This window comes from Bacillus sp. HMSC036E02, from assembly GCF_001836235.1.
In the GTDB taxonomy this organism is placed as follows: domain Bacteria; phylum Bacillota; class Bacilli; order Bacillales; family Bacillaceae_G; genus Bacillus_A; species Bacillus_A cereus.
The window spans coordinates 85,772-110,430 of the sequence record NZ_KV827802.1; the positions used below are offsets into that span (position 1 = coordinate 85,772).

Sequence of the window (24,659 nt, forward strand, 5' to 3'; positions counted from 1 at the left end):
TTTTACTCCTTTAATGCTTTAGCAGGTTCACTTTTAAGCACATATACAAATGGTATTACAGAGAGGATGAAAGCTATAGTAAGTGAAAGAAATACACACATTACAATATGAGTAGACTGTAAACTAATACTATAACTTGTAAACTCTATAATATTTTCACTCAAAATGCTAAAAATCCATTGTATGCATATTGCACAGGCTGATGCAGTGATTGCACATAAAAATAATTGACTAAATATAAAAATAAAAAAATTTATATTACTTGCTCCCAAAGCTTTCCTTAACGACAAACTTTTTTTCTTCGTATAAATCCAATAATAACTTACTATTATATTGGTAATGAAAGCTATACATAAAAGCCTATATGGAAAACTGAGTAACTCTTCTACGGCTTCACTTGAGTTTTTTTCCTTTTCATAGTTCTCTTTTTCACTAATCACTTTGGCATTTATATCTTTATTGTTCTGTTTCATATGCTGTATGAAAGTTTCTATTTCCTTGATAGGGTTTTCATTAGAACGAACAATCATTTGGAATGTATTATCTTTTTGTATCATCTGTTTCACCTCATCTGGCATGTCATTTAGAGAGACGAAAATTTTAATATTATACTCATATCCAGTATTTTCTCCAGCTACGCCTTTAACTGTATATTCCTTATTAAATAATTTTATTGTTGCCATATCCTTATAAATTTTCTTCCCCACTATTACACTATTTTTTTCATCTTGTTCCATCTGAGAACCTTTTAGCAAAGGTGGAGACCAATTTTTATTAAGGAGACCATTCATTATTACGTGGCCGATATCCGGAATAGTAATACGAATATCATTTGTAATAACACTAGCGTTTTTAAAATCAGATTCTATTAACGTCTGAAATTGTTCGAAATTGATTTCCCCCATATTAGTAAGTTGAACTGAATAGTAATAATTAAAATAACCATTTTTACTATCATAAAATTTCTCATCATAATAATCTCGCGTCGACATTGCGATCAGGATTGGCCATATTGTCAATACAAATCCAATAAATAGCATAATGAATATTGTTTTGTTCACCACTATTTCTTTTAATACTAGATTCATATATCCTCCTCATTTTAAAAACCGTGAAAAAGGTATGTATCCTTTTTCACGGTTTTTGTTGATTTTTATTTAATTACCATTTCCTTAGAAGTGTACGCACTATCCCCTACCATTATCCATTCATGACCCGAATAACCTCTGGTCACCGGTCCTTTGGATGCAACGCTAACGTTTATACGATCTGAAATTTTAGCATCATACAATGCTAACTCTTTAGAAGTCCCATCATCAAAGCTAGCTCTTACAGTCATCTTGTAAAAATGAGGTTCGTCCTTTTTTGCAGTATAGGCAGTTGCCTTAGCTTTTGCTCCGCTTCCTGTCCACGTTGCATTATTATCCCAACTAATCGAAGCAAATGAAACGGAAGAAACCATACCTAATAAAGAAGCAGTTAATCCTGTAACAGCTAAAGTTTTTGGAAGTAAGCTTTTCATATATCCTTAATCTCCCTTTTTAAAATATTCACTTAAATATTTAAGTATTTTTAGGCCTTGTCCCCATTATACATAAAGAAAGACTTTTTACATTAAAAAACCCTAATATTTACACTTTTAACAAAACCCTTACATTCCCATGAACTTTACGTCACAAAACAAAAAGATGGTATAAAACCAAAATTCACCCCATCTTTTTACTACCATTATTGATTTGACTGTATGCCAGGAAGAATATATTTCACAATCAATTCCCATCTATCCCGTGCATTCGGCATAGCTTCAGAAGCAATTACTACAACCAAATCCTTCTCTGGAATACAACAAATCATATTCCCACCGTCACCCATAGCACAGTATGAAAAGATTCCATCTTCTTCTCGAAACCACCATAAGTAACCATATTGATTTTGGTTTATTTCTGTTGATTCTTTTATCCATGATTTTGATAGTATTTGTTTTCCATTATGAATACCTTCATTCAAATACATCTGTCCAAACTTAGCCATATCCCTAACAGTTAACGTTAGTCCCCATCCGCCTGTCGAAATACCATTTGGATCGTGAACCCACCCTTTCACATCTTTTCCGAATAAGTCATCGAATCCAAATGCTTTCATATTATAGTTTGGAATTTCTCTCATACCGAGTGACTGAAATAGCTGTTCATTCGCAAATTCACGCGCACTTTTTCCTGTTACGCTCGTAATAATTGCTGATAATAAATGAGCTCCTGCAGATGAATATTTAAAAGATCCAATTTCTCCGCCATTCCCCATCCTATTAAGTGTATACTGTACCCAATCCTGTTGTGTACATAATTCTTCTAACGGTTCCTGCCAGTCTACAAAAGGATATGGCGCTGTCATTGTAAGTAAGTGTCTCACTGTTACTGCAGATGCCGTACGTTTATATTCAGGGAAAAACTCTATTACTTTTTGATCTACACTTTTTATATAGCCTTTATCTACACATATCCCAATTAACGCAGAAATAATCGTTTTTGTGACAGATGCTACATGAAATGCATTATCTGGACCTTGGCCGTTATAATATTTTTCAAAAACAATATTACCTCTCTGTACTACTAACATACCATTAATATTTTTGTATTCTTCTTTTATAATTAGATCTAACTTTTCAGCAGTTTTCATTATTCATTCCCCTTTAACCTATGATTAAAAAGGTTCGATAGGTACATATATATCAACTATATGTTTATTTTCCTGGTGCTGCCTTGGGTCATTTTTATACATTTCAAAAGGATAGGAATCTCTCGGTTTATATCCGCTATTTGGAAGCCACTCACCATATAAGAAATCCCACGCTCCTTTATATTCATCTTGGAATATTTCAAAATGACCTACCGCATACTTTCCAGAAGGTATTACCATTATTCCAATGTCGTTCGTTTCTACTGCAGGCTCATTCGGAATTGTTATACATAAACTAGTTCTTAAATGATTGTCCTCCGTAAATTCATGATGATCGTGGTAAATGGTTAATACTTTCGTATCCTCAAATACATGATAGTTTTCCCCCGCTGCGTAATGAAAGAATTTCTCTATCATTTTTGGAAAAGCTATAGCTAACTCTTCATATGTACCTGTATGTCTTATGTATGCGACGTTTATATTATCCGCTGTTACAATTTCAACATTTCCTCGAACCTTCTTACATTCATTGTATTGAGGAATTCCCCTTACGTCTTTGCAATTCTTGCTATTATCGTTTCGATATTGAGACGGACTTACACTGTAATGACTTTTAAATGTTCGGGAAAAAACTGCTGAATCTGTGAATCCGAAGTGATACGCAATATCTGTAATCGTCATGTCTGCGCGATATGTAAGTAGATGTGTTGCCCTTTCTAGTTTCAAGCGATTCACATACCGAGATAATGGCTCATCAACTATTCCTTTAAAAATCCGATGAAAATGATACTTCGAAAATCCTGCTATATCAGCTAGCTCTTCAATGGATAATGAACTGTCTATGTTTGATTCTATATAATCTTGAACCTTATGTATGCGTCTTACATACTCATTTCTACTCTGTTTATTCTCCATACTCTTTATCTCCTCACAACAAAAAGAACCATCCTAGAATACTTTTAGGACGGCTTTCTATTCGTAATAGATTCTTCCATATTCTATTGTTAAATCGATATAATTTCACTATATTTTTTAAATTGATGGTAATGTGGCAGTATCCCGATTTAATTGAAAGAAACAACTATTTTTTTATAGCCCTACGCAAATTAATAATATTATTGGGATTTAGCTCCCATTGTCTCATAAGTTCTTTTTGTCTTGTTTTTAAGTCTTCAAATGGTTCTTCCACTATGTCGATTTTATTAAATTTCCCTTCGAAAACTAAAGCATTTTTTATCTTTTTATATCCACCAAAACCTAAGTCATCATTTAGTAACCAGACTACTCTCTGTATTTTTGCGAATAAAATACCCCCTGTACACATTGGACACGGTTCCAACGTGCTATAAATAGTAAACTTCTCATTTTTTATTTTTGCATCAAACATTGCTTCCCCTGCATTGCGAATAGCGTCTATCTCTGCGTGAGCTGTTATGTCTTTTTGTGGATGCACTCTATTTCTTCCTCTTGCAATGACATTATTATTTCCATCAACAATAACTGCTCCTACTGGATATGTATTTTCTTTTAATGCCATTTCAGCTTCTTCCAATGCCATCTGTAAAAAATATCTATCTCTTTCAAATTTCATATAGATCCCTCTTTTTTAGATGAAATTTTGTTACGGAAATTCATTTCGACTATCATACTACCCTCTATCAAGCTAACAAAATCAGTCATTCTTTATGCAACGGATAACGTTTTGATATACATTTAACTCAGTGCGTTTAGGTAAAGCTTATTTCACTACACATGTTTCAAAAATAAAACTCTACTCCCGCCATTTCCATCATAATTTGTATGTACCGATACACCCTCTACCTCATCATCCCCAGCCTCAATTCGAAAACCGATTTCTTGATGAAACTGTATCGACTTTTTATTAGTTGGTGACGTAATTGCTTTTACAACTTTACGATTATTTGCACGAGCGACATCAAAGAAATAAGAATACAATGTCGATGCGATTCCTCTTCTTCTATACTTCGGATTTACACCGATAAAATGAACGTATGCTTCATCTTTATATGTTTGTGAAAAAAATCCGCATAAGAAACCTAACGTTTCTCCTTCTTCTTCAATGATAAAACTCGTTTCTTGAAAGTGAACGAAAAACAATTTTGGCAACATGGCAGCCATGTCTCTCCCGCCCCACCAATCATTTAAAACAGAATGAATCTTTACATAATCTTCCCCTTGGATGTTTCTTACTCGCATATGTTTCTCCCTCTCACTCACTTCATTTTTTCATAAATTTTAATGACTGTTTCTACTAAAAGGATAAATACCCATATCCCGCAAAATACGAGAACAGACTGGAATATGGATCCAATTATCATAACACCAACTGTACCTGTTATTGAAAAAGATATTCCACCAAGCCCTGGATCTTGTATAAATGCTCCAGCAGAAAAAGCAGATATAATTGATACTATTAAATAAATAACACTCGTTATTTTTAATATCTTTATAGAAAGATACGAGGTTTTTTCTTGTTCCACTTGTGATAATTCGATTTCCCCGCTCTCAATTCCTTTTTGCAAACAGTCTTCACATAGAAATTCTTCCTTAATTTTTTTACCACCGTGCATCGTACCTGTTATTTCTTTACATCTTGAACATTTTCGATTTATCATGTTGTTATCACTCCAATCTGTTAAGATTATACTTATACAATTCTGCATTTACCTTAATATTCCTTTTATGTATTTTATAGAGAAAGGTCGTGTTTTATGATTTCAAAACTCACATTTGGCTCTAAAAAAATTAACGTTCATTATACATTAAGGCCTAGTTGTTATGCGATTATTTTTCAATCATCTTCTTCAAAGATTGCTGTTATCCAAAAAGGAGACCGTTACTTTTTACCTGGTGGCGGTATGGAAGGTAATGAAACAAAAGAAGAATGTTTGCACCGTGAACTACTAGAGGAATTAGGATGGGCAATTAAAATTGATCAGTATATCGGTAATGCGGCTCGATATTTTTATGCAGAAAAGGAAGATATATATTATTTAAACGATGGATTTTTTTATATTGCGAATATGGTGCAGAAACAAACTGAAAACTGTGAGGAGGATCATGTTCTAAGGTGGATGTCTCCATTGCATGCTATAGAGCTTCTCATGCACGATCATCAAAAATGGGCCGTTGAACAAGCGCTTTTATTACAAAAACAAAAAGGATCTCCTTCTATATGAAAGAGATCCTTTTTACTGTTAACTTACTTTTTTCAAATTGAGAGCAGGCTTTTTCATTCCACCTTTTTTTACAACATATAAACCGATGAAGATAATAAGCCCGCCAACTAGTTGCATCAAATTAATTTGCTCTCCAATGGTTACTGCCGCAAAGATCACTGCAAACAATGGCACAAGATACATATAAACCATTACTTTCGTTGAGCCTATTTTACTAATACCGACATACCACATTGCAAGTCCGAATATGGTCGCAAAGACGATTGAATATGCTAGTGATCCCCAGCTTGGCATATCTACTGGCCACGTTAGTGTGCTTACATTGAGTAAACAGTATATAACGAGAGGTCCAATTCCAATTAAAGTAGACCATGATGTAACTCTCATTGCGGAGTATTTTGTAATGAGTGGTTGCGCTAAAATTGGATACCATCCCCACGCAATTGCTGCGACTAATCCAATTATATTTCCGAGCCACGCATACTCGTAAGTAGCTCCTCCTGTATGTCCTGTTAATAAAACGAATGCTGCACCAATAAAGGCTACGATTGAACCAATTTGTACTTTCATCGAAAAACGTTCTTGTTTGTGCAATACTGCTAATATCCCTGTAAAAATAGGTGACATTGCAATTAATAATGAAGCGTTCGTTGCTGAAGTATATTTCACAGATAGCATAAACATCGTTTGATACATTGTCGTTCCAACGATGCCGACTGCTACTAATCGTAACCAATCTTTTCTTTCAATACGTAATGAGCGTTCCATCATAAAAGTAATAAGTAATAATACCGGTGATGCTACTAAAAATCGTAAACTATTAAATTGAATGGATGACATATATGCCACGCCATACTTTCCTATTGTATAATTTGCTCCCCATACTAATGCAACAGATACTAGGAGCCATTCCATTTGCCATCGTTTCATCCGAATCTCCCCTTCCATATTTAGCATAGTAAAATTGGCTGGATATAACACCGTCCAATTGGCTGTTTTTTTACCCAGCCAATTTGTTATACTGAATGTATATAAGAGATGCGGAGGCGTTTGTATGGAATGGAAGCTAGATAACGACAGTAAAATCCCCATTTATCAGCAAGTTGTTGACTTTATTGAAAAACGTATTACATACGGAGAACTTCCTCCAGGAAGCTTCCTACCTTCCGAACGAAAATTAGCTACACAGTTAAATGTAAACCGAAGTACAGTAACGACTGCTTATAACGAACTACGTGCTATGGGAATTGTAGAAAGTACGACTGGTAAAGGTACACGTGTAAGTACACATATGTGGGGCGTTTCTCCAACATTAACGCCGAACTGGAGAAATTTCGTAGAAGGCGGTACGTTCTTACCAAACTTACCGTTACTTCGCCATATTCGGGCAGAAGTACAACAAAATGAAAATATTATTGATTTCGCAAACGGAGAACTCGGTTGTAATCTCTACCCACACGATCAACTACAAACAATTTTACGAGAACAACCGTTAACACATTCATTAAGTTATGATCATCCACAAGGCCATCTTCCGCTGAGACAAGCGGTTGTAAAATATATGAGGGAATATTTAAAAGTTGAAGCAACTGAGCAATCCATTATGATTACATCTGGCGCACAGCAAGCACTTCACCTGATCGTACAATGTTTATTAAATCCAGGTGATGCTGTTGCTTTCGAAAGTCCTTCACACTGTTATTCCCTGCCTCTATTCCAATCAGCAGGTATTCGTATTTTCCCATTACCTGTCGATGAACATGGGATTAACCCAGATGATGTACAGGAGTTATATAGAAAACACCGTATTAAAATGATCTTTTTAAATCCAAATTTCCAAAACCCTACGGGAACGATGCTTCATCCAAACCGTAGAAAAAAACTATTATCACTTTGCGCAGATTTACGAATTGCAATTGTTGAAGATGATCCGTCCAGTTTACTTACGCTAGAAAAGAAACAACCTTGCCCTACTTTAAAATCGATTGATGAAAATGGAACAGTTATTTATGTACATTCTTTATCAAAAATGATTGCGCCAGGATTACGAGTCGGCTGGCTCGTCGCTCCGCAATCTGTAGTAGAAAGGTTATCAGACGCAAGGCATCAAATGGAATTAGGAATGAGTATTTTCCCGCAGTGGCTTATGCAGCAGTTTTTCGAAACTGTACCATTTCAGTCGCATATCGTACCGTTACGAAAACAACTAGCAGAAAAAAGAGACGTTATTGTTCGAGCTCTAAACGAGCAACTTCATGATAAAATCTCTTTTTCAAATCCGACCGGTGGAATATACATATGGGGAAAATTAAAAGAACCGATAAACGAAAAACAACTTATTATGCAAAGCTTAAAACAAGAAATTGCTTTTATGCCAGGTAGTATTTTCGGCGCGAAAGATGGTTATATTCGTTTATCTTATGGAAAAGTGGATATTGATCAAATTGAGGAAGGTATTTCTCGTTTGCGGGAGGCTATTTTGGTTTGTGAAAAATAAATTTACATAAAGCTCTATCGTTTGACAAAAGAAAAATCTACCATTATTATCAACACGAACCTAGTTACCCCGCATTAACGGGCAATAAAACTCCCAGCTCAAAATTCAGCTGTAACAAAGAAGTTATGTGGGAGATTAACTGCCCGTAAATGCCCGATTGGTTCAACTAATAATCAGTGGAGGGTGAATCCCCCCACTGATTAAAGTTTCACTTTATAGGAGTGGTAAAAATGAAAATTTACGTTGATGCAGATGCTTGTCCTGTAAAAGATGTAATTATTTTTGAAGCTACGAATGCAGAAATCCCTGTAACCCTCGTTACTAGCTTTTCTCATTACTCTAATGCTCAGCAACCTAAAGGTGTGGAAACAATTTATGTTGATTCCGGAGCAGATGCCGCAGATTACCGAATTATGCAGTTAGCAAAAAAAGAAGATTTAATCGTAACACAAGATTACGGTCTTGCTTCGCTCGCTTTAGCAAAAGGCTGTATCGTACTACACCATAAAGGCTATAAGTATACGAATGATAACATTGAACAATTGTTACAAACACGATATTTAAGTGCAATGGTTCGAAAAAGTGGTAAACGTACAAAGGGACCGAAACCATTTACAGCAGAAGATAAAGAGAAATTTAGAGAGCTCTTTAAAAGTATGATCGCACTTTAAAAATGAATCGTCTATTTGCAAGGAAAACTTCGCAAAACAAAGAAGAGAATATCGTAATGAGCATTCTCTTCTTGAGGTTTACCCTTTAAAATGAAGGTAAATTATCTAAGTTATTTTCTTTTATTCCATCAGATTCACTACGTATAATATCTCTGCCATACTTATGAAATATGTCCACATGAGCTAACTTCCCTGATTTTGCTTCACTAAGAGCAGTCATATAATCTAACTCTCTCCCGCTACTTGTTTTAAAAGCAATCAAATCACCTTCATCATTTTTACGAACAGCAACAATTTGTTCTGCTCCTGAAGTAACTTCCTGAGCTAGTTCAAATTGAGCTTGCTCTTCCCCTTGATGTAAATAATCATTATATACTTTTTCAAAGTCTTTTTTGTCCATTAAACTCACCTCCAAAACATTTTATTAGTATGGTTGGGAGGTGTTGGTTTTATGTAATTTGCTCTAAACTTTAGTATTTTCAAATGAAAACATAGTCCCCTCACTATTTGATTGTAAAGTGTATTTTATATCGAACATCTTTGATATATCTTCAATGTTTTTCAAACCAAGTCCCGTTCCTTTACTATTTATATCAAACCCAATCCCATTATCTCTAAAAGAAACAACATCTTCATCTATAATGATTTTGAGTTTTTTAGCTTCTGAATGTTTAAGGACATTTTGAAAAATATTATCAAATAGCCTTTGAATCCATAACTCATTACTATTCCATATCAACTCTTTATCTTGTGGATTATATACTAATTCAATTTTATGAATGCTATACAAATAGCTCCATTTTTTAATCATATTTTCTATTAAATTATGTATATTCACTTCATCATGCACAATATAAGTATTCTCTAAAGTTTCTGTAGATTGAATATTAAATTCGTTAGTTAATTCACTTATATATTGTATCTGATCATACAGTGATTCAAGTACTGGTACTTGTTCCTTGTACTCACATTCTAAATAATATAATTGTAATCTGACCGCTGTTAAGGGTGTATTAATATCATGCCGTAATTTATTTAATAGTTCCTTTTTTATTTGTTCCTGTTGCTGTAGTTCCAATTCTCGATAAGTTGTTCTTTCTATAAGCAAGTTTACTGATTTAATCAGTTCTCCCATTTCATCATCGCTTTTAACATCTATTATATTAGGGATTTTTTTATCACTAGCTAAATCTCGAATTGTTTGATTTAATATATTAATTTTGTTTAATACGGTGTTAATCGACTTTGAAAATACAAAAGCTAATACTAATAGTGATAATAAAAATATGATTAACATAGTAGGATATGCATAGGATTCGTGAAAAGGAATGTTCTTATTTTTAGTTTTAAAGACAACATTATAAATAACTGATACAAAGATACTAATCGACAACAATAACAGTGGTACGCTAATAATAGCGGAGAATAGTAGTAACTGATATTTTTTCTTTAAGTTCATTTCTTCATGTAGGTATTTAGTCTATACCCTTCTCCATATATGTTCTGTATAATATCACCTGTTTTATCATCAATTTTTGTCCTAATTTTCTTTATATGTACGTTCATGATATTTTGATTTCTATCTTCGAGTTGCCATAGGTAATCATAGAAATGTTCTTTCGATAAAATTCTATCTCTATTTTCATATAAATAGAAGAATATTTTACGTTCAATTGCTGTAAAAGCAACTTCATTACGCAAACCATTTATAAAAACTCTTTTATATTCTGCATCTATAAATAAATGGTTAATTTGCGTGAAGGTACCATATTGATTATCTAACATTTTCTGAATCCTTAACAACAGCTCTCTAGGGTCAAAAGGTTTTATCATGTATTCTTCCCCAATAGTCAAACCTTTTAGTTTACTATCCATATCACTCCGAGCTGATAGAAATATAATCGGAATATTTAATCCTAGATTTTTTATTTTCTTTGTAATTTGATAACCATCTTCTCCCGATAACATAACATCCATTATGACTAAATCAATTTCATAAATTACATCAAGAACTTTCCTTCCCTCTTTCTCCCAATACACATTATACTTCCCGCGCTGCAAAATTTTTTGTAATAAATCCCCTATAATTAAATCGTCTTCAACAATTAATATGTTATATACTTTCATTATGTAGACCTTTCATCGCTATAATAGCAATAGCTTAGTTCTTAACTACTTTATTATTAATAAAATCCATAGCAAATTTGTATATTTCATCAGGAGCGTATAAATAAATACTATGTGTACCTTCAATTATTTTCACATCAGCTATTAATAACTCGCTAGCAAACTCCTTATAGTCTTTGTTTTTTTGCTTTGTATACTTCGAATCTTTATTTTGCCTAGCAATTGCATCTATAAATAATATAGGTGTTTCTTTTGGGATTGATAAGGAATTTGATTTTTTACTGTTATTATAGCTTTGTAAAAGTTCTTGCTTCATATCATCATTAAAAGCCCTTTTATACGTAAGCGCTTTATAAACTTTTTTTTCCTGTTCGTTTAAAAAGGATTGCCTAATGACCTCAGGATTATAAGTAATAGAAGGAGCTAATCTCTGAAAACCAATTTTCGTTAAAATATTCATCCCCTTTATTTTTAATGAATCCACCATGCCTATTTTATGAGTTACGTACTGTTTGGGTAAACCAATATCTAATGCAATAATCCCTTTTACTTCACTTGGATATTTTTGTGCCCAATAAATAGCCTCAATACCCGATAGAGAGTGTGGTACTAAAATGTAAGGTGGTTTATTTCCACTTCGAATAAGCACTTCTCTCGTTTGTTCTAATATCGTATCAATATCTCTATCATCTTGAAAAACATCACTGTATCCATAACCAGCTCTCTCAATTACAGAAATCTTGTTTTCTTTCGAAAATTTACTATATAAACCTTTCAATTCATAAACAGGAGCGGCAATTCCAGATCCGGCCATAAATACAAACGTATCCTCACCGCTCCCCTCATTATAAACATTCACTTTTTTATTATCGAAATTAACAAGTTCACCTTTATTGTTCATTAATTTCGATTCCATTTTTAATTGATAGTTATGATATATAAATACAGCGCCTGTTCCAAAGAAACTAATACTAATACACATTAAAAAAATTATTTTCACTAACTTCAATAGTTTTTTCATTTGACACCCCTTTCACTCTATACTGAAAGGGTACAATATAAAAATAAATTTCTAATAAATTTTTCTAAATTAATATCTATTCTTGGTTTCTAAGGCTGGACTATTTTTTAATACCTACGCAAACCCTTTAAAGTCTCCAATATATCATCTGTAAAGGCTGTACTACCCTCTGTCTCTAAAGCTCTGAAATATAAACTTCTTAAGAAAGCTCTAATATTTTGTACTAAAATATCATATTGAGGATGCGGGATGTCTTCAACAATTGCTATACTATGTAACCAATTGCTCCACTCTTCTTCAGTTAAAAGATTTTGGTTACGTAACGACATAATTGGTGCTACTAATCTCTCATCCTCAAAGTGAATGTATACGTAGTCATGTAAGCGGACCTTCTGACGAACGGCAGCTAGTATTGCATATGAGAACTCACGATTTTGGATTGTACGTGCTAAAGCATCGAGTGCATCTGCTGCATGTGCAGTAGAGTGCGCCCAGCCTTTCCCTTCTACATAGCCCCTTACATCTTCTTCTAAATATACATATTCCAGCACTTGTTCTGCTACACTGTACAGTTGTTCTTCGGATAACAACGGTTCTCTTTCATGAACAGATAAAATAAGTGGTGGAATTAATACGGAGAATGCACGTTTAAATACAGAGTCTGTTCCCTTTTCACCAATTTTATAAAATAAATAATCAGGACTAATTGCTTGTAACATTAATCCTCTTAACTCTTTTTGTCTAAATACATCATTTGTAATCCATGTGTGAAGCGTACTATAAATTAAATCATCACGTAATTCAGCATCAGGTGATCCGATATAATCTAGTATCCACTGCGCATATGGATATGCATCTACGTCTTCTGGTACAGCATAATTATTATTTTTAATTTGTAGTAGTTCTTCTTTTAGTTCTAGTACTTCTGTCATTTTTTTATCCCCTTTAAATTTCTCTTCCTAAATTATTCCCTATTAGTATCATAAAATTAAACCCATTCTTAACGCAATATAAAATGGAATCATTAATTATCTTCACTATGTAACAGTTCTTCCAATGTTGCTTTAACTTCTTCTTCTAATTCATTAATCGTTCCGCTATAAAGTGTTCCTATGCTACTACTTTTTCGATATCCTTGGTAATAATACCAAAGCGAAATAGTACAGACTTCCCATGATTTTGAAGCATCATATTCAAAATTAATTTCTGATCTATATTCATACTCTAAACAATTCTTAGATGTTAGTTCTTCTAATTCATCACCGTCTATATCTCTTTTAATTGACAGCTTCAAATTTAATTTACCCTTTTGCGCAAAACGTTCTTCATATATTTTTTGATACTTACTGCAAATGTCTTCACTTATACTCTCTAGTTCCATTATTTTTTGTTTTAACTGTTCATTTATCTGTTCATTTTTGATTTCTAAATATTGTTCATCCTTCTCTTCATTCACTTTATTATTTTTTTGAAACCATCTAAACAAATGTTCATTCCCCCTATATAAACTGTATTAATGTCTTTTAAATAGAACTACTGGATCATCAAATTTACTATTTTCAAATAAAACATCTGCAATTTCTTTCGGATTATGCTCATCTATATACATTTTACAAGCCGCGTGATACCTGTTTAAAAACATCTTCTCTGCTTCTTCATAACTTCCAAAAGCTTCAGTTTCCCGCTTAGCACCACGTTTTCTCGCAATCTCAAAATTTGTATCTACAAAGATTTTGTAATCAAATAAATGCGCAACGTCTTTTTTCAATAGAAACGTTCCATCTACTATTAATATCATATTTTTCGTGGCCAATAGCGGCTCATTATGTACAGGCATATCCGTTATTAAGTTATGAGAAATCGTTTCATATTGTAAATTCCCGTTAGGTCCTAAAGGCATTAATAATCTTTCTTTGAAAGCTGTATAATCGTGTGCATCTTCATAATACCCTCTTGCAGATTCTTTTCCTTTTGCATAGCGAATCACTCTTGGATTATGAAAATCATCAATGCTGGCGCGTGTTACTGGTAATCCTCGTTTTTTTATTTCTTCCGCTAGTTCGTTTGCAAATGTTGTTTTTCCTGAGGCTGTAATACCGCTTACTCCAACTCTTATTGGATGGGTTAAGTTTAGCTTTACAATATGATCTGCAATTTCTTTGATTCGTTGTTTTCGGTTCATGATATCTCCCTTTATAATTAGTTGACATAATATAATTATAGATAATAATTCATGTCACTATTTGTCAGTAAATTGATATCCTTTCTCGAATCGCTGATATCTCGAAAAAATCATTGATATATTTTAAGTTATGATAGATATATTTGAAAAATTGTTGATATATTATTAGCTTACTTTCCCTTAAACCCTCGATATAAAGCAGTCCGTAATTCTTGTTTGTATTCTTCAATTTCTGGCATTTCGAGTTCTTCTGCTAGTCTGATAGCTAATTCAATATCATACGGTACTCGTACAAGTTGAATAGAAAAGCTCGCTGCTTCTTTTTCATTGTAAGTCCCTTCAAATATTAAATAGGAAGCTTGCGTTATTTCAAGCGGGTTTCCTACGCTACCGGCATTACATAACGTTTTCCCTCTGAAATTTTGAACGAACGCTTGGTGAACGTCACCGTAACAAACGACATCTGGTTTTCTTTCCCCTTCTATATTTTCCGTCAGATCACTATTTTCGAACATACTAATACGTTCTTCTCTTGAAGCGTGTGGTTGAATTCTTTCATATAAACTTCTCGGTGAAGCGTGAAACATACGAATGAATTTCCCACTCATATAAAACTCGATTGAAAATGGTAAGTTTCTTAAATAGTCATTTTGTTCTTCCGATAATTGTTTTTGATGCCATTTCAACGCTTCAAATTCAGTCGGCTTTGTAATAAAATCATCCCAGTTTCCCATTACGACTACTTCACATTCTTTACGAATGATTTCAATTGCTTCACTGGAATGAGGTCCTTTTCCTACTAAATCTCCAAGGCAAATAATGCGCTCGATCCCTCTTAATTTAATATCATTCAACACGGATTCTAATGCTTGAATATTACCGTGAATATCTGAAATTACTGCTATTTTATCCATATAAATTACTCCTTTATTTATTAAATTCGCTTGATTGATACCATTTTGGAATATAAGATGAAAAATGATTATGATTTTCTAAAATTCCATTTAATCTTTCCTTCATATCATCTACTAAATGCGGTGTACTTCGATTCGTCCAAACGATATCCGCTGGGAATGTCATCGCGACGTACAATGTATACAGTTTCCAAAAATGAAGCGATGGTTCGCCTCCGAAATAACCGTGAACTTGTCCAACCGCAAATGGTTTACTTATTCTTATAGTAAAAATCGCTACGTTATAAAAATCGTGTATTGGATCACCAAAATCATATCCACCAAAATCGATAACGATAAATTCCTTATTATGAATCATGCTATTTGCTGGATGGAAGTCATCATGTAAAAATCTTATTGGACGATTTTCCAATAAATCTTTATGATTTTCTACAAAGGTTAATACTGGCTTCAAATCCAGAAAATTCACCTCGTAATCTGTTAGTGCCTCTATGTATCTTTCGTATTTATTCCATCTAGATGTTTCCCATTTATTACTTGCACTTTCTCTTTCAATTGAGTGAATCCTCTTTAATACTTCCCCTGCTTTTCTTCCTGCCATATACTGTTCTTCCACCGATAACTTCGTTAAACCTTCTTCACCATTTATACCTCGGGTCCATTCAAATACTTGAACACATTTATTTAATTTCTCAATTATTATGAAATGAATTAACTTGGGTGTTGGAATATGTAATGACTCTAATTGTTTCATATACGTATATTCTTCTTGTTTACGTTCAAAATGAACAGCATCACATACTTTTACAAAATAGGTTTCTTGATTCTTTAATTCAATTTTATACTTCTCTTCATGTGAAAAACCTTTTGAAATAGCTGTACACGTTGCAATACGAGGCCATTCTAGTATTCTCTCTATCTCTCTAAGTATTTCTTCCACAACGTTCACCTCTATTAATATATGTACAAACTACCTAGCACTTCATGTTCTCGTTTATTTCCACCTTTAAACTCTACTGCAAATGGATTTTCGCCATTCTTATTCAAATGTTCTAGTACTAGCCCTTCTCCAATCGGTTCACAAAACTGCACATGAATATCTCCAAATACTACACTTTGACACTCAGCATTCCATTTTTCATTTTTCACAACTAAGCTTGTAGATAGCTCCATTACTTCTTTCCATTTCCGTACTGTTTCTCGAACATTTTTTACTGCGTAATGAATCGTTTCAATTTGTTGCACTTTGTTTTTATGTTCAGTAATCGTCCCACTGTTACGTAAATCGTTTCTTCTTTCTTCGTCCGTTTCATTCCACTGTATAAAGAAAGGTAATTTCGGTCCGTTCTCTTCTTGCTTAACGAATAACATTTTCCATTCTAAAAGTCGGCCATCTTTTCTCATACGTTTCCCTTCAAATGGCCCTATCGTATGTAAGCCGTACTTATTAAAGTTAACTGCTAGCTCCTCAATTGCATCTGTTCGGATCGCGATTTGTAGCATTCCTTCTCCATTTTGTAGTTTCACCACTGTTTCTTGTACTAATGGATTTTCTGCTTCTTTCGCTTTTTCTTCATGTTGAACTGCTAAAAATTCAATATATGATAAATCAAAATAACTTAAACTATTCCAAGTACCCCAATTCGTATGCTCTCCGCCTAATACAGTATGAAATCCAAGTTCCTGCATTTGTTTTGCCGCTTCCTCCGGTGTACCATGAACTGCGTGAACGAGATGATCAAATCGTAACATGTCTTTCTCCCCTTTCTCTCCATCCTTTTATTGTATATTTTATTTTTCTTTCATTCAATTCAAAAACTTTAAAACCTAGTTGATTTATACGATTAATATGTATTATAATGAAACAAATTTAATTATTGCTGATTGGAAAAACCAAAGGCACTTTTCTCATACGGGAAAAGTGTCTTTTTCATTTATTATTACAGGGGGATTATTTATGCAGAAATTAATTGTCTTTGCTATTATTGGATTTTTCGCTCAATTGATCGATGGAGCACTTGGAATGGCGTATGGAGTAACGTCTTCCTCTTTATTATTAATGTTTGGTATTGCACCAGCTGTTGCATCTGCATCAGTTCATTTAGCTGAAGTCGTTACAACTGCAGCTTCCGGCGCATCTCATATCAAATTTGGAAACGTTGATAAATATACAGTTTCCAGACTTACATTACCTGGGGCAATCGGCGCATTTGTTGGGGCATGTTTTTTAAGTAATTTGCCCGGAGATGTAATCAAACCATACATTTCCGTATTTTTATTTACTTTAGGGGTTTATATTTTATTACGATTCATCATTCAAAAACAAATTGTCACTTCAAATAAGCGTATGTCTGCAAAACAACTTGTGCCGCTTGGTTTATTCGCTGGATTCGTTGATTCAACTGGTGGCGGTGGTTGGGGGCCCATTACGACACCTGTTCTTCTAGCAAGAGGAAATGAAGCTAGAAAAGTTATTGGATCTGTAGATACGAGTGAATTTCCTGTTTCACTCGCTGCAACAATCGGCTTTTTCATTTCACTTGGCTGGGAACAAGTAAGCTGGGTTTGGGTATTTGCCTTAATGCTCGGCGGTATTGTCGCAGCTCCAATTGCTGCATGGTTAGTCCGCATCGTTCCACCCCATTTACTTGGCGTATTAGTTGGTGGTCTTATTATCTTTACAAATATTCGTACACTGCTTACTACATTTAAAGTGGATCCAACTGTTATTTCACTTTCTTACGTTGCAGTTGGTCTTGTCGTTATTATTTCTATTTTCATTGCTGTTCGAAATCATTCCAATCGTCCTAACGCATCAACGGCTGAGTATCCAAATGATCAGAAGCAAATGCTACCATAACTATAAAAAAATACCGCTCAATTTAGAGCGGTATTTTTTATTTTTCTATTTTCCAATTAATTATCGTTTCTGTAGCATTTACTCTCTTCATATGTAACTTTTCTAAAACACGCATCGAACTATAGTTATCTATGAGTGTCTCTGCAATTATTGTTTCTACCTCTCCTGTTTTGAAAGCCCAATCGATTAGTTCTTTTACAGCTTCTGTTGCATAGCCCTGATTCCAATATTTCTCAATAAATCCATAGCCAATTTCTACTGTTTGATCCTCGTTTGGTTTCCCTTTAAATCCAATATCTCCTAAAACGCTATCATCTTCTTTCCGAAGAACATACCACGCCCCCCATGGTAATAAAGCCGAATCTTGTTTTACATTCTCTACATGCCCTACAATATGCAGACCGCTATTATATCCTTGCTCGTTAGCAACTTGAATACTCTCTTCTGTACACGGCACTATATAGAGCCTTTCTGTTTCTAATTTCATTTTGATTTCCCCTTTTTGCTTAAACGTTACTCTAATTATAACAAATAATATGACTTTATCATGAATGTCGAATTATATTTTTCTGAATTTTCTTTTTATTTAGAGGGTTTTTCAATATTTTTTGCGAAACATTTGTATAACAATTTTTTCTTTGCTTATTGCTACATAATAGTAGGTTCGGGTGGAGTTTTGCAAGCGTTTCCTATACAATAACCGATATTTTTTGACTTTTCCTAACAAAATATCTTGCAATATATTCAGAAAGTCATTACAATTGCCATATATTAAAAATCTTAGCAATATATAAATCCTCATCAATCCGATGAGGTAGAGGTTGCGACTTTTAAGAGTACGACGGACGAGACACAGAGAATGTCAGCTGACTCCGTTTGAAAGGAAAAGTTGCCGAAGTTTATATTTCTTCTCTGGAAATATGAGCTGGGGCTGTCTCCGAAAGGAACAGAACTGTCACGTTTACAAAATTACCGTGTAAACGTGGGGTGCTATCTTAACGGAAGGGTATGATGGGGTGGTTATTTGTGAAACGTTCCGCCAAATTCCTTTGGCGGTTTTTTGTATTTTTCTCCCCCGCTCCTTCCTAACCTACAAGAAAAGGAGTGTTGAACATGAATAGCGCAACAAATCAATCTACCTCTAAAACGCAAACTACACAAGGACAAGGTGAATTAAAACGCGGATTAAAATCGCGTCACCTTACGATGATTTCTCTCGGCGGTACAATTGGTACCGGACTATTTCTTGCCAGCGGTGGTGTCATTCATTCAGCTGGTCCTGGCGGCGCATTAATCGCATACGCCGCAATTGGAATTATGGTATATTTCTTAATGACAAGCTTAGCTGAACTTGCAGCTTACATGCCTGTTACTGGATCTTTTAGTACGTATGCAACAAAATTTGTTGATCCATCACTTGGTTTTGCACTTGGATGGAACTACTGGTATAACTGGGCGATTACAATTGCGGCAGAACTAGCGGCCGTAACATTAATTATGAAATTTTGGTTCCCAGATACCCCTTCTCTTATTTGGAGCGGATTATGTTTAGCTATTATTTTCCTTTTAAACTATTTATCTGTTAAAGGGTTTGGTGAATCTGAATATTGGTTCGCACTTATTAAAGTAGTTACAATTATTATCTTTTTAATTGTCGGCTTTATGATGATTTTCGGAATTATGGGGGGCGAAACTGTTGGCTTCAAAAACTTCACTGTTGCTGATGCACCATTTAACGGTGGTATCATGGCAATTATCGGTGTATTTATGGCAGCTGGTTTCTCCTTCCAAGGAACTGAATTACTTGGGGTAGCTGCTGGTGAAACTTCTGATCCAGAACGTAATATCCCGAAAGCAATTCGTTCGATCTTTTGGCGTATTCTTTTATTCTATATTCTTGCGATTCTCGTTATCGGTTTATTAATTCCTTATACAACTGAAAGTCTTGCCGCAAGTGATGTAACAGTAAGTCCATTTACACTTATTTTCGAAAAAGCGGGCGTTGCCTTTGCTGCTTCTGTTATGAACGCTGTTATTTTAACTGCTGTACTATCTGCTGGTAACTCTGGTATGTATGCATCAACTCGTATGCTTTGGGATTTAGCTCGCCAAGGAAAAGCACCAAAATTTCTTGGTAAATTAGATAGCCGCGGTGTACCTGTTAACGCGTTAATCGTAACGTCAATTGTTGGTAGTATTGCTTTCATTGCTTCTTTATTCGGTGACGGAGTTGTATACATTTGGTTATTAAACGCATCCGGAATGTCTGGTTTTATCGCATGGGTTGGCATTGCAATTAGTCATTACCGTTTCCGTAAAGCATATATCGCACAAGGAAAAGATTTAAATGACTTACCATATAGAGCAAAATGGTTCCCATTCGGTCCACTCTTCGCATTTACTCTTTGTATTATCGTAATTTTAGGACAAAACTATGGCGCATTTATGGGTGAATCAATCGATTGGAACGGCGTACTTGTTTCTTACATCGGTTTACCACTCTTCTTAGTACTATGGTTAGGATATAAATTTACGAAAAAAACAAAAGTGATTCCACTCGATAAATGTGAACTAAAATAAAGTGAAACGAGCAAACAAATTTGTTTGCTCGTTTTTTGTTGCAAACCTCTTTGCTTCCCTATTGCTCCTGTTTTTGCAATAATAAAGGAAATATAAATAAAGGTTGGGATACAATGAACATTCGCATTACTGATGAAGCAAAAGCAGCTATACATAGATTAGAACGTGAAGACAAAAAGATCATTCGCATTAGAGGGACAATGACAAACTCTTGTAGTATTTTCGTTGATGTCGATTTAATTTGGGATACATATAACGCAGATGATGTTGTATATGAAGATGCAGATCTTATCGTACAAATGGATTCATTCACGAAAGACTACACTGGTGATACGGTGAAACTTGATTATAAGACGACAGGTTTTAGTATTACGACTCCGAGTGAGACGTTAGTTTATGGATTGTCGATTAAAAAATAAAAATTGTTTTCATTTGACCACCGAGGTGAAAAAATGGGTAAATATGTTCCGTTAAAATTTTTATTTAACGAAGAATTAGCAGAAAAAATGGCTGATTCTATTTGTAAACACGATCCTACTTTCTCTAAAAGAAACTTTGTATCTTCCGTAACATGTAAAGTTGAAAATTTAGAGTTAAAGCAGCGTATTGAAGTAATAGCAGATGAATTACATAATGCATTACAAAAAGATTTTAATGAAGCAATACATATATTACTAAAAACATTAGGCCCAGAAAATACAACAGAAGTAGGCACATTTACAAACGGATATATGTACATGCCTCTTGCAAAATACGTTGAAAAATATGGACTTAACGACTTTGAAACCTCATTCAACGCCATGTATAAAATAACGAAAAGAAATACTGCTGAATATGCCATTCGGCCTTTTCTTCAAACATACCATGAAGACACACTAGACATATTGCAACAGTGGATTCATGACGAAAACAGCCACATTAGAAGATTAGTTTCTGAAGGTACAAGACCAAGGCTTCCTTGGGCTAAAAAAATAGGAGCTCTAAAAGATGATTTTAAGTACAATTTACAGCTTCTTGAACCATTAATGAATGACCCTTCTAAATATGTTCAAAAATCTGTAGCCAATCATATTAACGATATTACGAAAGAAGATAAAGAACTCGTTTTTCAGTGGTTACAGCAATTACGTGATAAACAGCATCCTATTAAACCTTGTATTATAAAACATGGACTAAGAACAGTAATAAAAAGTGGTACTTTACCAAAAAATTTTTCTTTTTAAGTATTTTAAACAAAACTGCTTATGCTTCAAAAATGAAGCATAAGCAGTTTTCCTTTTGAATACAGAAATAACAAACATAAAAAGTACTTTAAATTTCTTCTTTATATCATTATTTTACTAACTCTTCTATGTTATTACTTTCCTTAATTTTTTCGGATGATAGCCAGAGTGAATAACTTGTTCCATCCTTGTTCCTTAAATATATGTTAAATTCCTTATTATATAGTTCTTCTTTAAGAATAGTGACTACCTTTCTCAAATCATCTATTACATATGGATCATTTCTATATTTTATCTCACTGTCATTGAAAACTAAAGTCAATTCATACTCTAGACAATTGCCGTCTTTCGGGTGTGGACAAGTAATATCCTCAATTACAAAACGATCATTTTGAATTTCATTTAACCTTACGCCTACTTTTGTTTCAGTTTGAATCAAATATGTCCAATAACCGCTTACTGTGTTTTTCATTGTTAAAAGCAGTTCTTCTTTCGTTATAGCTTTTTGCACATTTTGAAAAGGGAAACCTATAGATTCACCATTATAATCCTCAATTTCAAGTGTTGTTATCTTTCTATTACTCTTCTGAATGAATTGAATTAGAGCATATAAACGTTCTAATTCTTTTGATTCAAATTGACTGTAATCAATCTTGTCACTCGTTTTTAAAGTTAATAATAACTTATCCGTTGGTTTCTCCTCTATATCATCATCCACTATATATTGAAAAACATTTTTATTTTCAGGTTCCACGTAACCTAATTTTTTAATTTCTTCTAGCATTGGTTTAAATTTCTTATATTCCTCATATGTTTTTTTTCCGTATTGATATTCATCACCTTTTATTCTTGAATATAAAAAGCCATCTACCTCTACTCTAAATTGAATATTTTTGTTATTTTTTGCTTGAACAGTATGATATGTATGCCCCATATTCCCTTCGTTTATAGCACCCCAATGTGTTACAATCACATCAATTCCGTGCTTTTTTTTCACATATTTTTTCACCTGATCGTCATCTTTATAATTACACCCACTTAAACATAAGAAACATAACAATACTAACATTACATTTTTCATTCTTTTCATATAGCACCTTGCCCTCTTTTCGCATAAACAAAATATTCCATATATAAAGAATACTAAATCGCTGAATGTTTTCAAAGAATTAAAATATTTTTACACTCGGTTTATATATCTATTTCTTTTATTAATGGCTCTAATAAGTTTTAATATTGATAATCGAATATAATAAAAAGAAACCTAAATTTAAGGTTTCCCATTTTTACCAACAATTTAAATTTTAATAGATATTTTTTAGCCAAGTAATAATTTGTAGTACCTGAAACGACTCAAACCAAGTAATGAAAAACAGGAGAACAAAGAAAGAGATAAGTGATATGAATTTTAATCTTCCATCTTCACGTCTAGCAATCGCTATAATACTCAGAACCACTCCAATTAAAAAAGAAATATACCCTAATAGGATAATAGGCTCAGAATAGCTATCTATTATCCTATTTAATCCAAATAATAACATTCCAAAAGTCATCAAGGTTATTGAAAATACACTAAATTTTTCCATAATTCAACCTCCAATATAATTTTACTATTTTATGGAGAGAATAATTTTTTTATGCGTATGGATGAACAATTACACTATAAAATTAGATAACTCAATTTATTTTTTCATTAAACAACTGCCTTCTTTTATACCCTCAAAGGATTTTCACTCAATTAACCCGAATATATAAATAACAATTCTCACAAGGAGTAACTTTATATGAATCTATTCGAACACGAAACATAAAACCGTTCCACTTTAATAAGAGGTCCTCCCTTTTTCTTTTCTCATCATATCATCCATTAAAAAAATAGGAGGACATAATTATGAAACGTGATTCATTATTTTTAACTTTATTAGAAAGTGCAAATACACATTTTAGCGGCTGGGATTTTTCTTTCATTTCAGAAACAGGTCGAATGAAGAGCGAGCCTTTATCGTGGTCATACGGCAGTACTGCTTTTCAGCTTATGCAACGTGCAGAATCAATGCTCGATATGGGTACTGGCGGCGGAGAGTTTTTATCTATGTTACAACCGTTCCCGTCAACTATATTCGCTACTGAGGGCTACGCTCCAAATGTGCCAATTGCTCGAAAGAAATTAGAGCCTTTAGGGGTTACCGTTGTAGAAGTGACCGATGATACTGCTTTGCCATTTCAAGATGGTCAATTTAATTTAATTATAAATCAACATGAATCGTATGCTGCTTCTGAGGTAAACAGAATTCTTTCTCCAAGTGGCGTTTTTCTTACACAACAAGTTGGCGGTCTTGATTGCGCGGAACTTAATGAGCAGTTTGGCTCACCACTAAATAGCGAATTTGCAAGTTGGTCTCTCGAAACCGCATGCAGTGAGTTAAAGCAAAATGGATTTACTATCTTAGATGCAAAAGAGGAATTCCCTTTCCAACGCTTTTATGACATTGGCGCTATCGTCTATTATTTAAAAGCAATTCCGTGGCAAATTCCTGATTTTACTGTTGAAAGGTATTGTGAGGAATTATATCGTATACATGAAATCATCTTACAAAAAGGTTATTTTGATGTGAAGCAACATCGTTTTATGATTAAGGCGATTTGTAGCTAACAAAAAGAGGTGGCAAAGCCACCTCCTTTTTGCTCCGTTTACATATGTTCTCTAC

At 33.8% G+C, this 24,659-nt stretch carries 29 protein-coding genes and 1 riboswitch; of the genes, 8 read left to right on the forward strand and 21 right to left on the reverse strand.

Annotated features, from left to right (window positions below; genetic code table 11):
• Positions 1–2 precede the first annotated feature (2 nt).
• The 7 genes from HMPREF2590_RS01415 to HMPREF2590_RS01445 form a co-directional block, all read right to left on the reverse strand.
• Positions 3–1,088, reverse strand: a complete 1,086-nt coding sequence (locus HMPREF2590_RS01415; RefSeq protein WP_050821933.1) for an FtsX-like permease family protein — start codon at positions 1,086–1,088, stop codon at positions 3–5.
• A 65-nt stretch (positions 1,089–1,153) separates the two neighbouring features.
• Positions 1,154–1,522 (reverse strand): hypothetical protein, encoded by a 369-nt coding sequence (locus tag HMPREF2590_RS01420; protein WP_000838682.1) that lies wholly within the window; start codon positions 1,520–1,522, stop codon positions 1,154–1,156.
• Between the two features lie 206 nt (positions 1,523–1,728).
• Positions 1,729–2,676: a serine hydrolase domain-containing protein gene (locus HMPREF2590_RS01425; RefSeq protein ID WP_050821934.1), complete on the reverse strand. Its 948-nt coding sequence runs from the start codon at positions 2,674–2,676 to the stop codon at positions 1,729–1,731.
• Positions 2,677–2,700: 24 nt separating this feature from the next.
• Positions 2,701–3,591: an AraC family transcriptional regulator gene (locus HMPREF2590_RS01430; protein ID WP_050821935.1), complete on the reverse strand. Its 891-nt coding sequence runs from the start codon at positions 3,589–3,591 to the stop codon at positions 2,701–2,703.
• Positions 3,592–3,757: 166 nt separating this feature from the next.
• Positions 3,758–4,267: a nucleoside deaminase gene (locus HMPREF2590_RS01435; RefSeq protein WP_000667405.1), complete on the reverse strand. Its 510-nt coding sequence runs from the start codon at positions 4,265–4,267 to the stop codon at positions 3,758–3,760.
• Between the two features lie 155 nt (positions 4,268–4,422).
• Positions 4,423–4,893 (reverse strand): GNAT family N-acetyltransferase, encoded by a 471-nt coding sequence (locus tag HMPREF2590_RS01440; RefSeq protein ID WP_044584591.1) that lies wholly within the window; start codon positions 4,891–4,893, stop codon positions 4,423–4,425.
• A 17-nt stretch (positions 4,894–4,910) separates the two neighbouring features.
• Positions 4,911–5,312, reverse strand: a complete 402-nt coding sequence (locus tag HMPREF2590_RS01445; RefSeq protein ID WP_050821936.1) for a DUF3980 domain-containing protein — start codon at positions 5,310–5,312, stop codon at positions 4,911–4,913.
• A gap of 96 nt (positions 5,313–5,408) precedes the next feature.
• Here HMPREF2590_RS01445 and HMPREF2590_RS01450 point away from each other — a divergent pair, with 96 nt between their 5' ends.
• Positions 5,409–5,876, forward strand: a complete 468-nt coding sequence (locus tag HMPREF2590_RS01450) for an NUDIX hydrolase (protein ID WP_000624000.1) — start codon at positions 5,409–5,411, stop codon at positions 5,874–5,876.
• 18 nt (positions 5,877–5,894) lie between these two features.
• Here HMPREF2590_RS01450 and HMPREF2590_RS01455 read toward each other — a convergent pair whose 3' ends face one another.
• Entirely contained in the window at positions 5,895–6,806 is a 912-nt protein-coding gene (locus HMPREF2590_RS01455) for a DMT family transporter (RefSeq protein WP_000832983.1), read from the reverse strand.
• A gap of 124 nt (positions 6,807–6,930) precedes the next feature.
• On the opposite strand from HMPREF2590_RS01455, the gene pdxR reads away from it, so the two are divergent.
• Entirely contained in the window at positions 6,931–8,373 is a 1,443-nt protein-coding gene (gene pdxR, locus HMPREF2590_RS01460) for a MocR-like pyridoxine biosynthesis transcription factor PdxR (protein ID WP_030026253.1), read from the forward strand.
• A 230-nt stretch (positions 8,374–8,603) separates the two neighbouring features.
• Positions 8,604–9,044: a YaiI/YqxD family protein gene (locus HMPREF2590_RS01465; RefSeq protein ID WP_000708769.1), complete on the forward strand. Its 441-nt coding sequence runs from the start codon at positions 8,604–8,606 to the stop codon at positions 9,042–9,044.
• 85 nt (positions 9,045–9,129) lie between these two features.
• Here the strand turns inward: HMPREF2590_RS01465 and HMPREF2590_RS01470 are convergent, their stop codons facing one another.
• The 10 genes from HMPREF2590_RS01470 to HMPREF2590_RS01515 all read right to left on the reverse strand — a co-directional run bounded on the left by HMPREF2590_RS01470 (position 9,130) and on the right by HMPREF2590_RS01515 (position 17,040).
• On the reverse strand, positions 9,130–9,444 hold the full coding sequence (locus tag HMPREF2590_RS01470) for a DUF3892 domain-containing protein (protein ID WP_050821937.1): 315 nt from the start codon (positions 9,442–9,444) through the stop codon (positions 9,130–9,132).
• A 63-nt stretch (positions 9,445–9,507) separates the two neighbouring features.
• A complete protein-coding gene (locus HMPREF2590_RS01475; protein WP_001049588.1) occupies positions 9,508–10,503 on the reverse strand; it encodes a sensor histidine kinase in 996 nt (331 codons plus the stop codon).
• Positions 10,500–11,171, reverse strand: coding sequence for a response regulator transcription factor (locus tag HMPREF2590_RS01480; protein WP_050821938.1), 672 nt, complete (start codon positions 11,169–11,171; stop codon positions 10,500–10,502). The genes HMPREF2590_RS01475 and HMPREF2590_RS01480 overlap by 4 nt, the downstream gene beginning before the upstream one ends.
• Positions 11,172–11,205: 34 nt before the next feature.
• The gene (locus HMPREF2590_RS01485) at positions 11,206–12,192 is read right to left on the reverse strand and encodes an alpha/beta fold hydrolase (protein WP_030026260.1); all 987 of its coding nucleotides are present in this window, start codon (positions 12,190–12,192) and stop codon (positions 11,206–11,208) included.
• Positions 12,193–12,299: 107 nt separating this feature from the next.
• Positions 12,300–13,124, reverse strand: coding sequence for a DUF2785 domain-containing protein (locus HMPREF2590_RS01490; protein ID WP_050821939.1), 825 nt, complete (start codon positions 13,122–13,124; stop codon positions 12,300–12,302).
• Between the two features lie 92 nt (positions 13,125–13,216).
• Entirely contained in the window at positions 13,217–13,678 is a 462-nt protein-coding gene (locus HMPREF2590_RS01495) for a hypothetical protein (protein WP_000490268.1), read from the reverse strand.
• Between the two features lie 27 nt (positions 13,679–13,705).
• On the reverse strand, positions 13,706–14,374 hold the full coding sequence (locus HMPREF2590_RS01500; RefSeq protein WP_001080550.1) for a nucleoside/nucleotide kinase family protein: 669 nt from the start codon (positions 14,372–14,374) through the stop codon (positions 13,706–13,708).
• A gap of 170 nt (positions 14,375–14,544) precedes the next feature.
• Positions 14,545–15,288 carry a metallophosphoesterase family protein gene (locus HMPREF2590_RS01505; protein WP_000357653.1) on the reverse strand — a complete coding sequence of 248 codons (744 nt, stop codon included), beginning with the start codon at positions 15,286–15,288 and terminating at the stop codon, positions 14,545–14,547.
• A 13-nt stretch (positions 15,289–15,301) separates the two neighbouring features.
• The gene (locus HMPREF2590_RS01510; RefSeq protein WP_050821940.1) at positions 15,302–16,228 is read right to left on the reverse strand and encodes an aminoglycoside phosphotransferase family protein; all 927 of its coding nucleotides are present in this window, start codon (positions 16,226–16,228) and stop codon (positions 15,302–15,304) included.
• Between the two features lie 14 nt (positions 16,229–16,242).
• Entirely contained in the window at positions 16,243–17,040 is a 798-nt protein-coding gene (locus HMPREF2590_RS01515; protein ID WP_000943349.1) for a VOC family protein, read from the reverse strand.
• A 205-nt stretch (positions 17,041–17,245) separates the two neighbouring features.
• Here HMPREF2590_RS01515 and HMPREF2590_RS01520 point away from each other — a divergent pair, with 205 nt between their 5' ends.
• Entirely contained in the window at positions 17,246–18,148 is a 903-nt protein-coding gene (locus HMPREF2590_RS01520; RefSeq protein WP_001170721.1) for a sulfite exporter TauE/SafE family protein, read from the forward strand.
• Between the two features lie 37 nt (positions 18,149–18,185).
• On the opposite strand, the gene HMPREF2590_RS01525 is transcribed toward HMPREF2590_RS01520, so the two are convergent.
• On the reverse strand, positions 18,186–18,635 hold the full coding sequence (locus HMPREF2590_RS01525; RefSeq protein ID WP_050821941.1) for a GNAT family N-acetyltransferase: 450 nt from the start codon (positions 18,633–18,635) through the stop codon (positions 18,186–18,188).
• 320 nt (positions 18,636–18,955) lie between these two features.
• Positions 18,956–19,149, forward strand: a riboswitch (Lysine riboswitch).
• A gap of 112 nt (positions 19,150–19,261) precedes the next feature.
• Between HMPREF2590_RS01525 and HMPREF2590_RS01530 the strand changes: the two genes are divergently transcribed.
• From HMPREF2590_RS01530 to HMPREF2590_RS01540, 3 genes are all read left to right on the forward strand, one after another.
• On the forward strand, positions 19,262–20,728 hold the full coding sequence (locus HMPREF2590_RS01530) for an amino acid permease (RefSeq protein ID WP_001083387.1): 1,467 nt from the start codon (positions 19,262–19,264) through the stop codon (positions 20,726–20,728).
• A 113-nt stretch (positions 20,729–20,841) separates the two neighbouring features.
• A complete protein-coding gene (locus HMPREF2590_RS01535; protein ID WP_030026273.1) occupies positions 20,842–21,147 on the forward strand; it encodes an iron-sulfur cluster biosynthesis family protein in 306 nt (101 codons plus the stop codon).
• A 33-nt stretch (positions 21,148–21,180) separates the two neighbouring features.
• Positions 21,181–21,951, forward strand: a complete 771-nt coding sequence (locus HMPREF2590_RS01540; RefSeq protein ID WP_050821942.1) for a DNA alkylation repair protein — start codon at positions 21,181–21,183, stop codon at positions 21,949–21,951.
• A 109-nt stretch (positions 21,952–22,060) separates the two neighbouring features.
• Here HMPREF2590_RS01540 and HMPREF2590_RS01545 read toward each other — a convergent pair whose 3' ends face one another.
• Positions 22,061–23,041 (reverse strand): hypothetical protein, encoded by a 981-nt coding sequence (locus HMPREF2590_RS01545; protein ID WP_050821943.1) that lies wholly within the window; start codon positions 23,039–23,041, stop codon positions 22,061–22,063.
• Between the two features lie 214 nt (positions 23,042–23,255).
• Positions 23,256–23,537, reverse strand: coding sequence for a hypothetical protein (locus HMPREF2590_RS01550; protein WP_000410606.1), 282 nt, complete (start codon positions 23,535–23,537; stop codon positions 23,256–23,258).
• A 305-nt stretch (positions 23,538–23,842) separates the two neighbouring features.
• On the opposite strand from HMPREF2590_RS01550, the gene HMPREF2590_RS01555 reads away from it, so the two are divergent.
• On the forward strand, positions 23,843–24,604 hold the full coding sequence (locus HMPREF2590_RS01555) for a class I SAM-dependent methyltransferase (protein ID WP_050821944.1): 762 nt from the start codon (positions 23,843–23,845) through the stop codon (positions 24,602–24,604).
• Positions 24,605–24,659 lie beyond the last annotated feature (55 nt).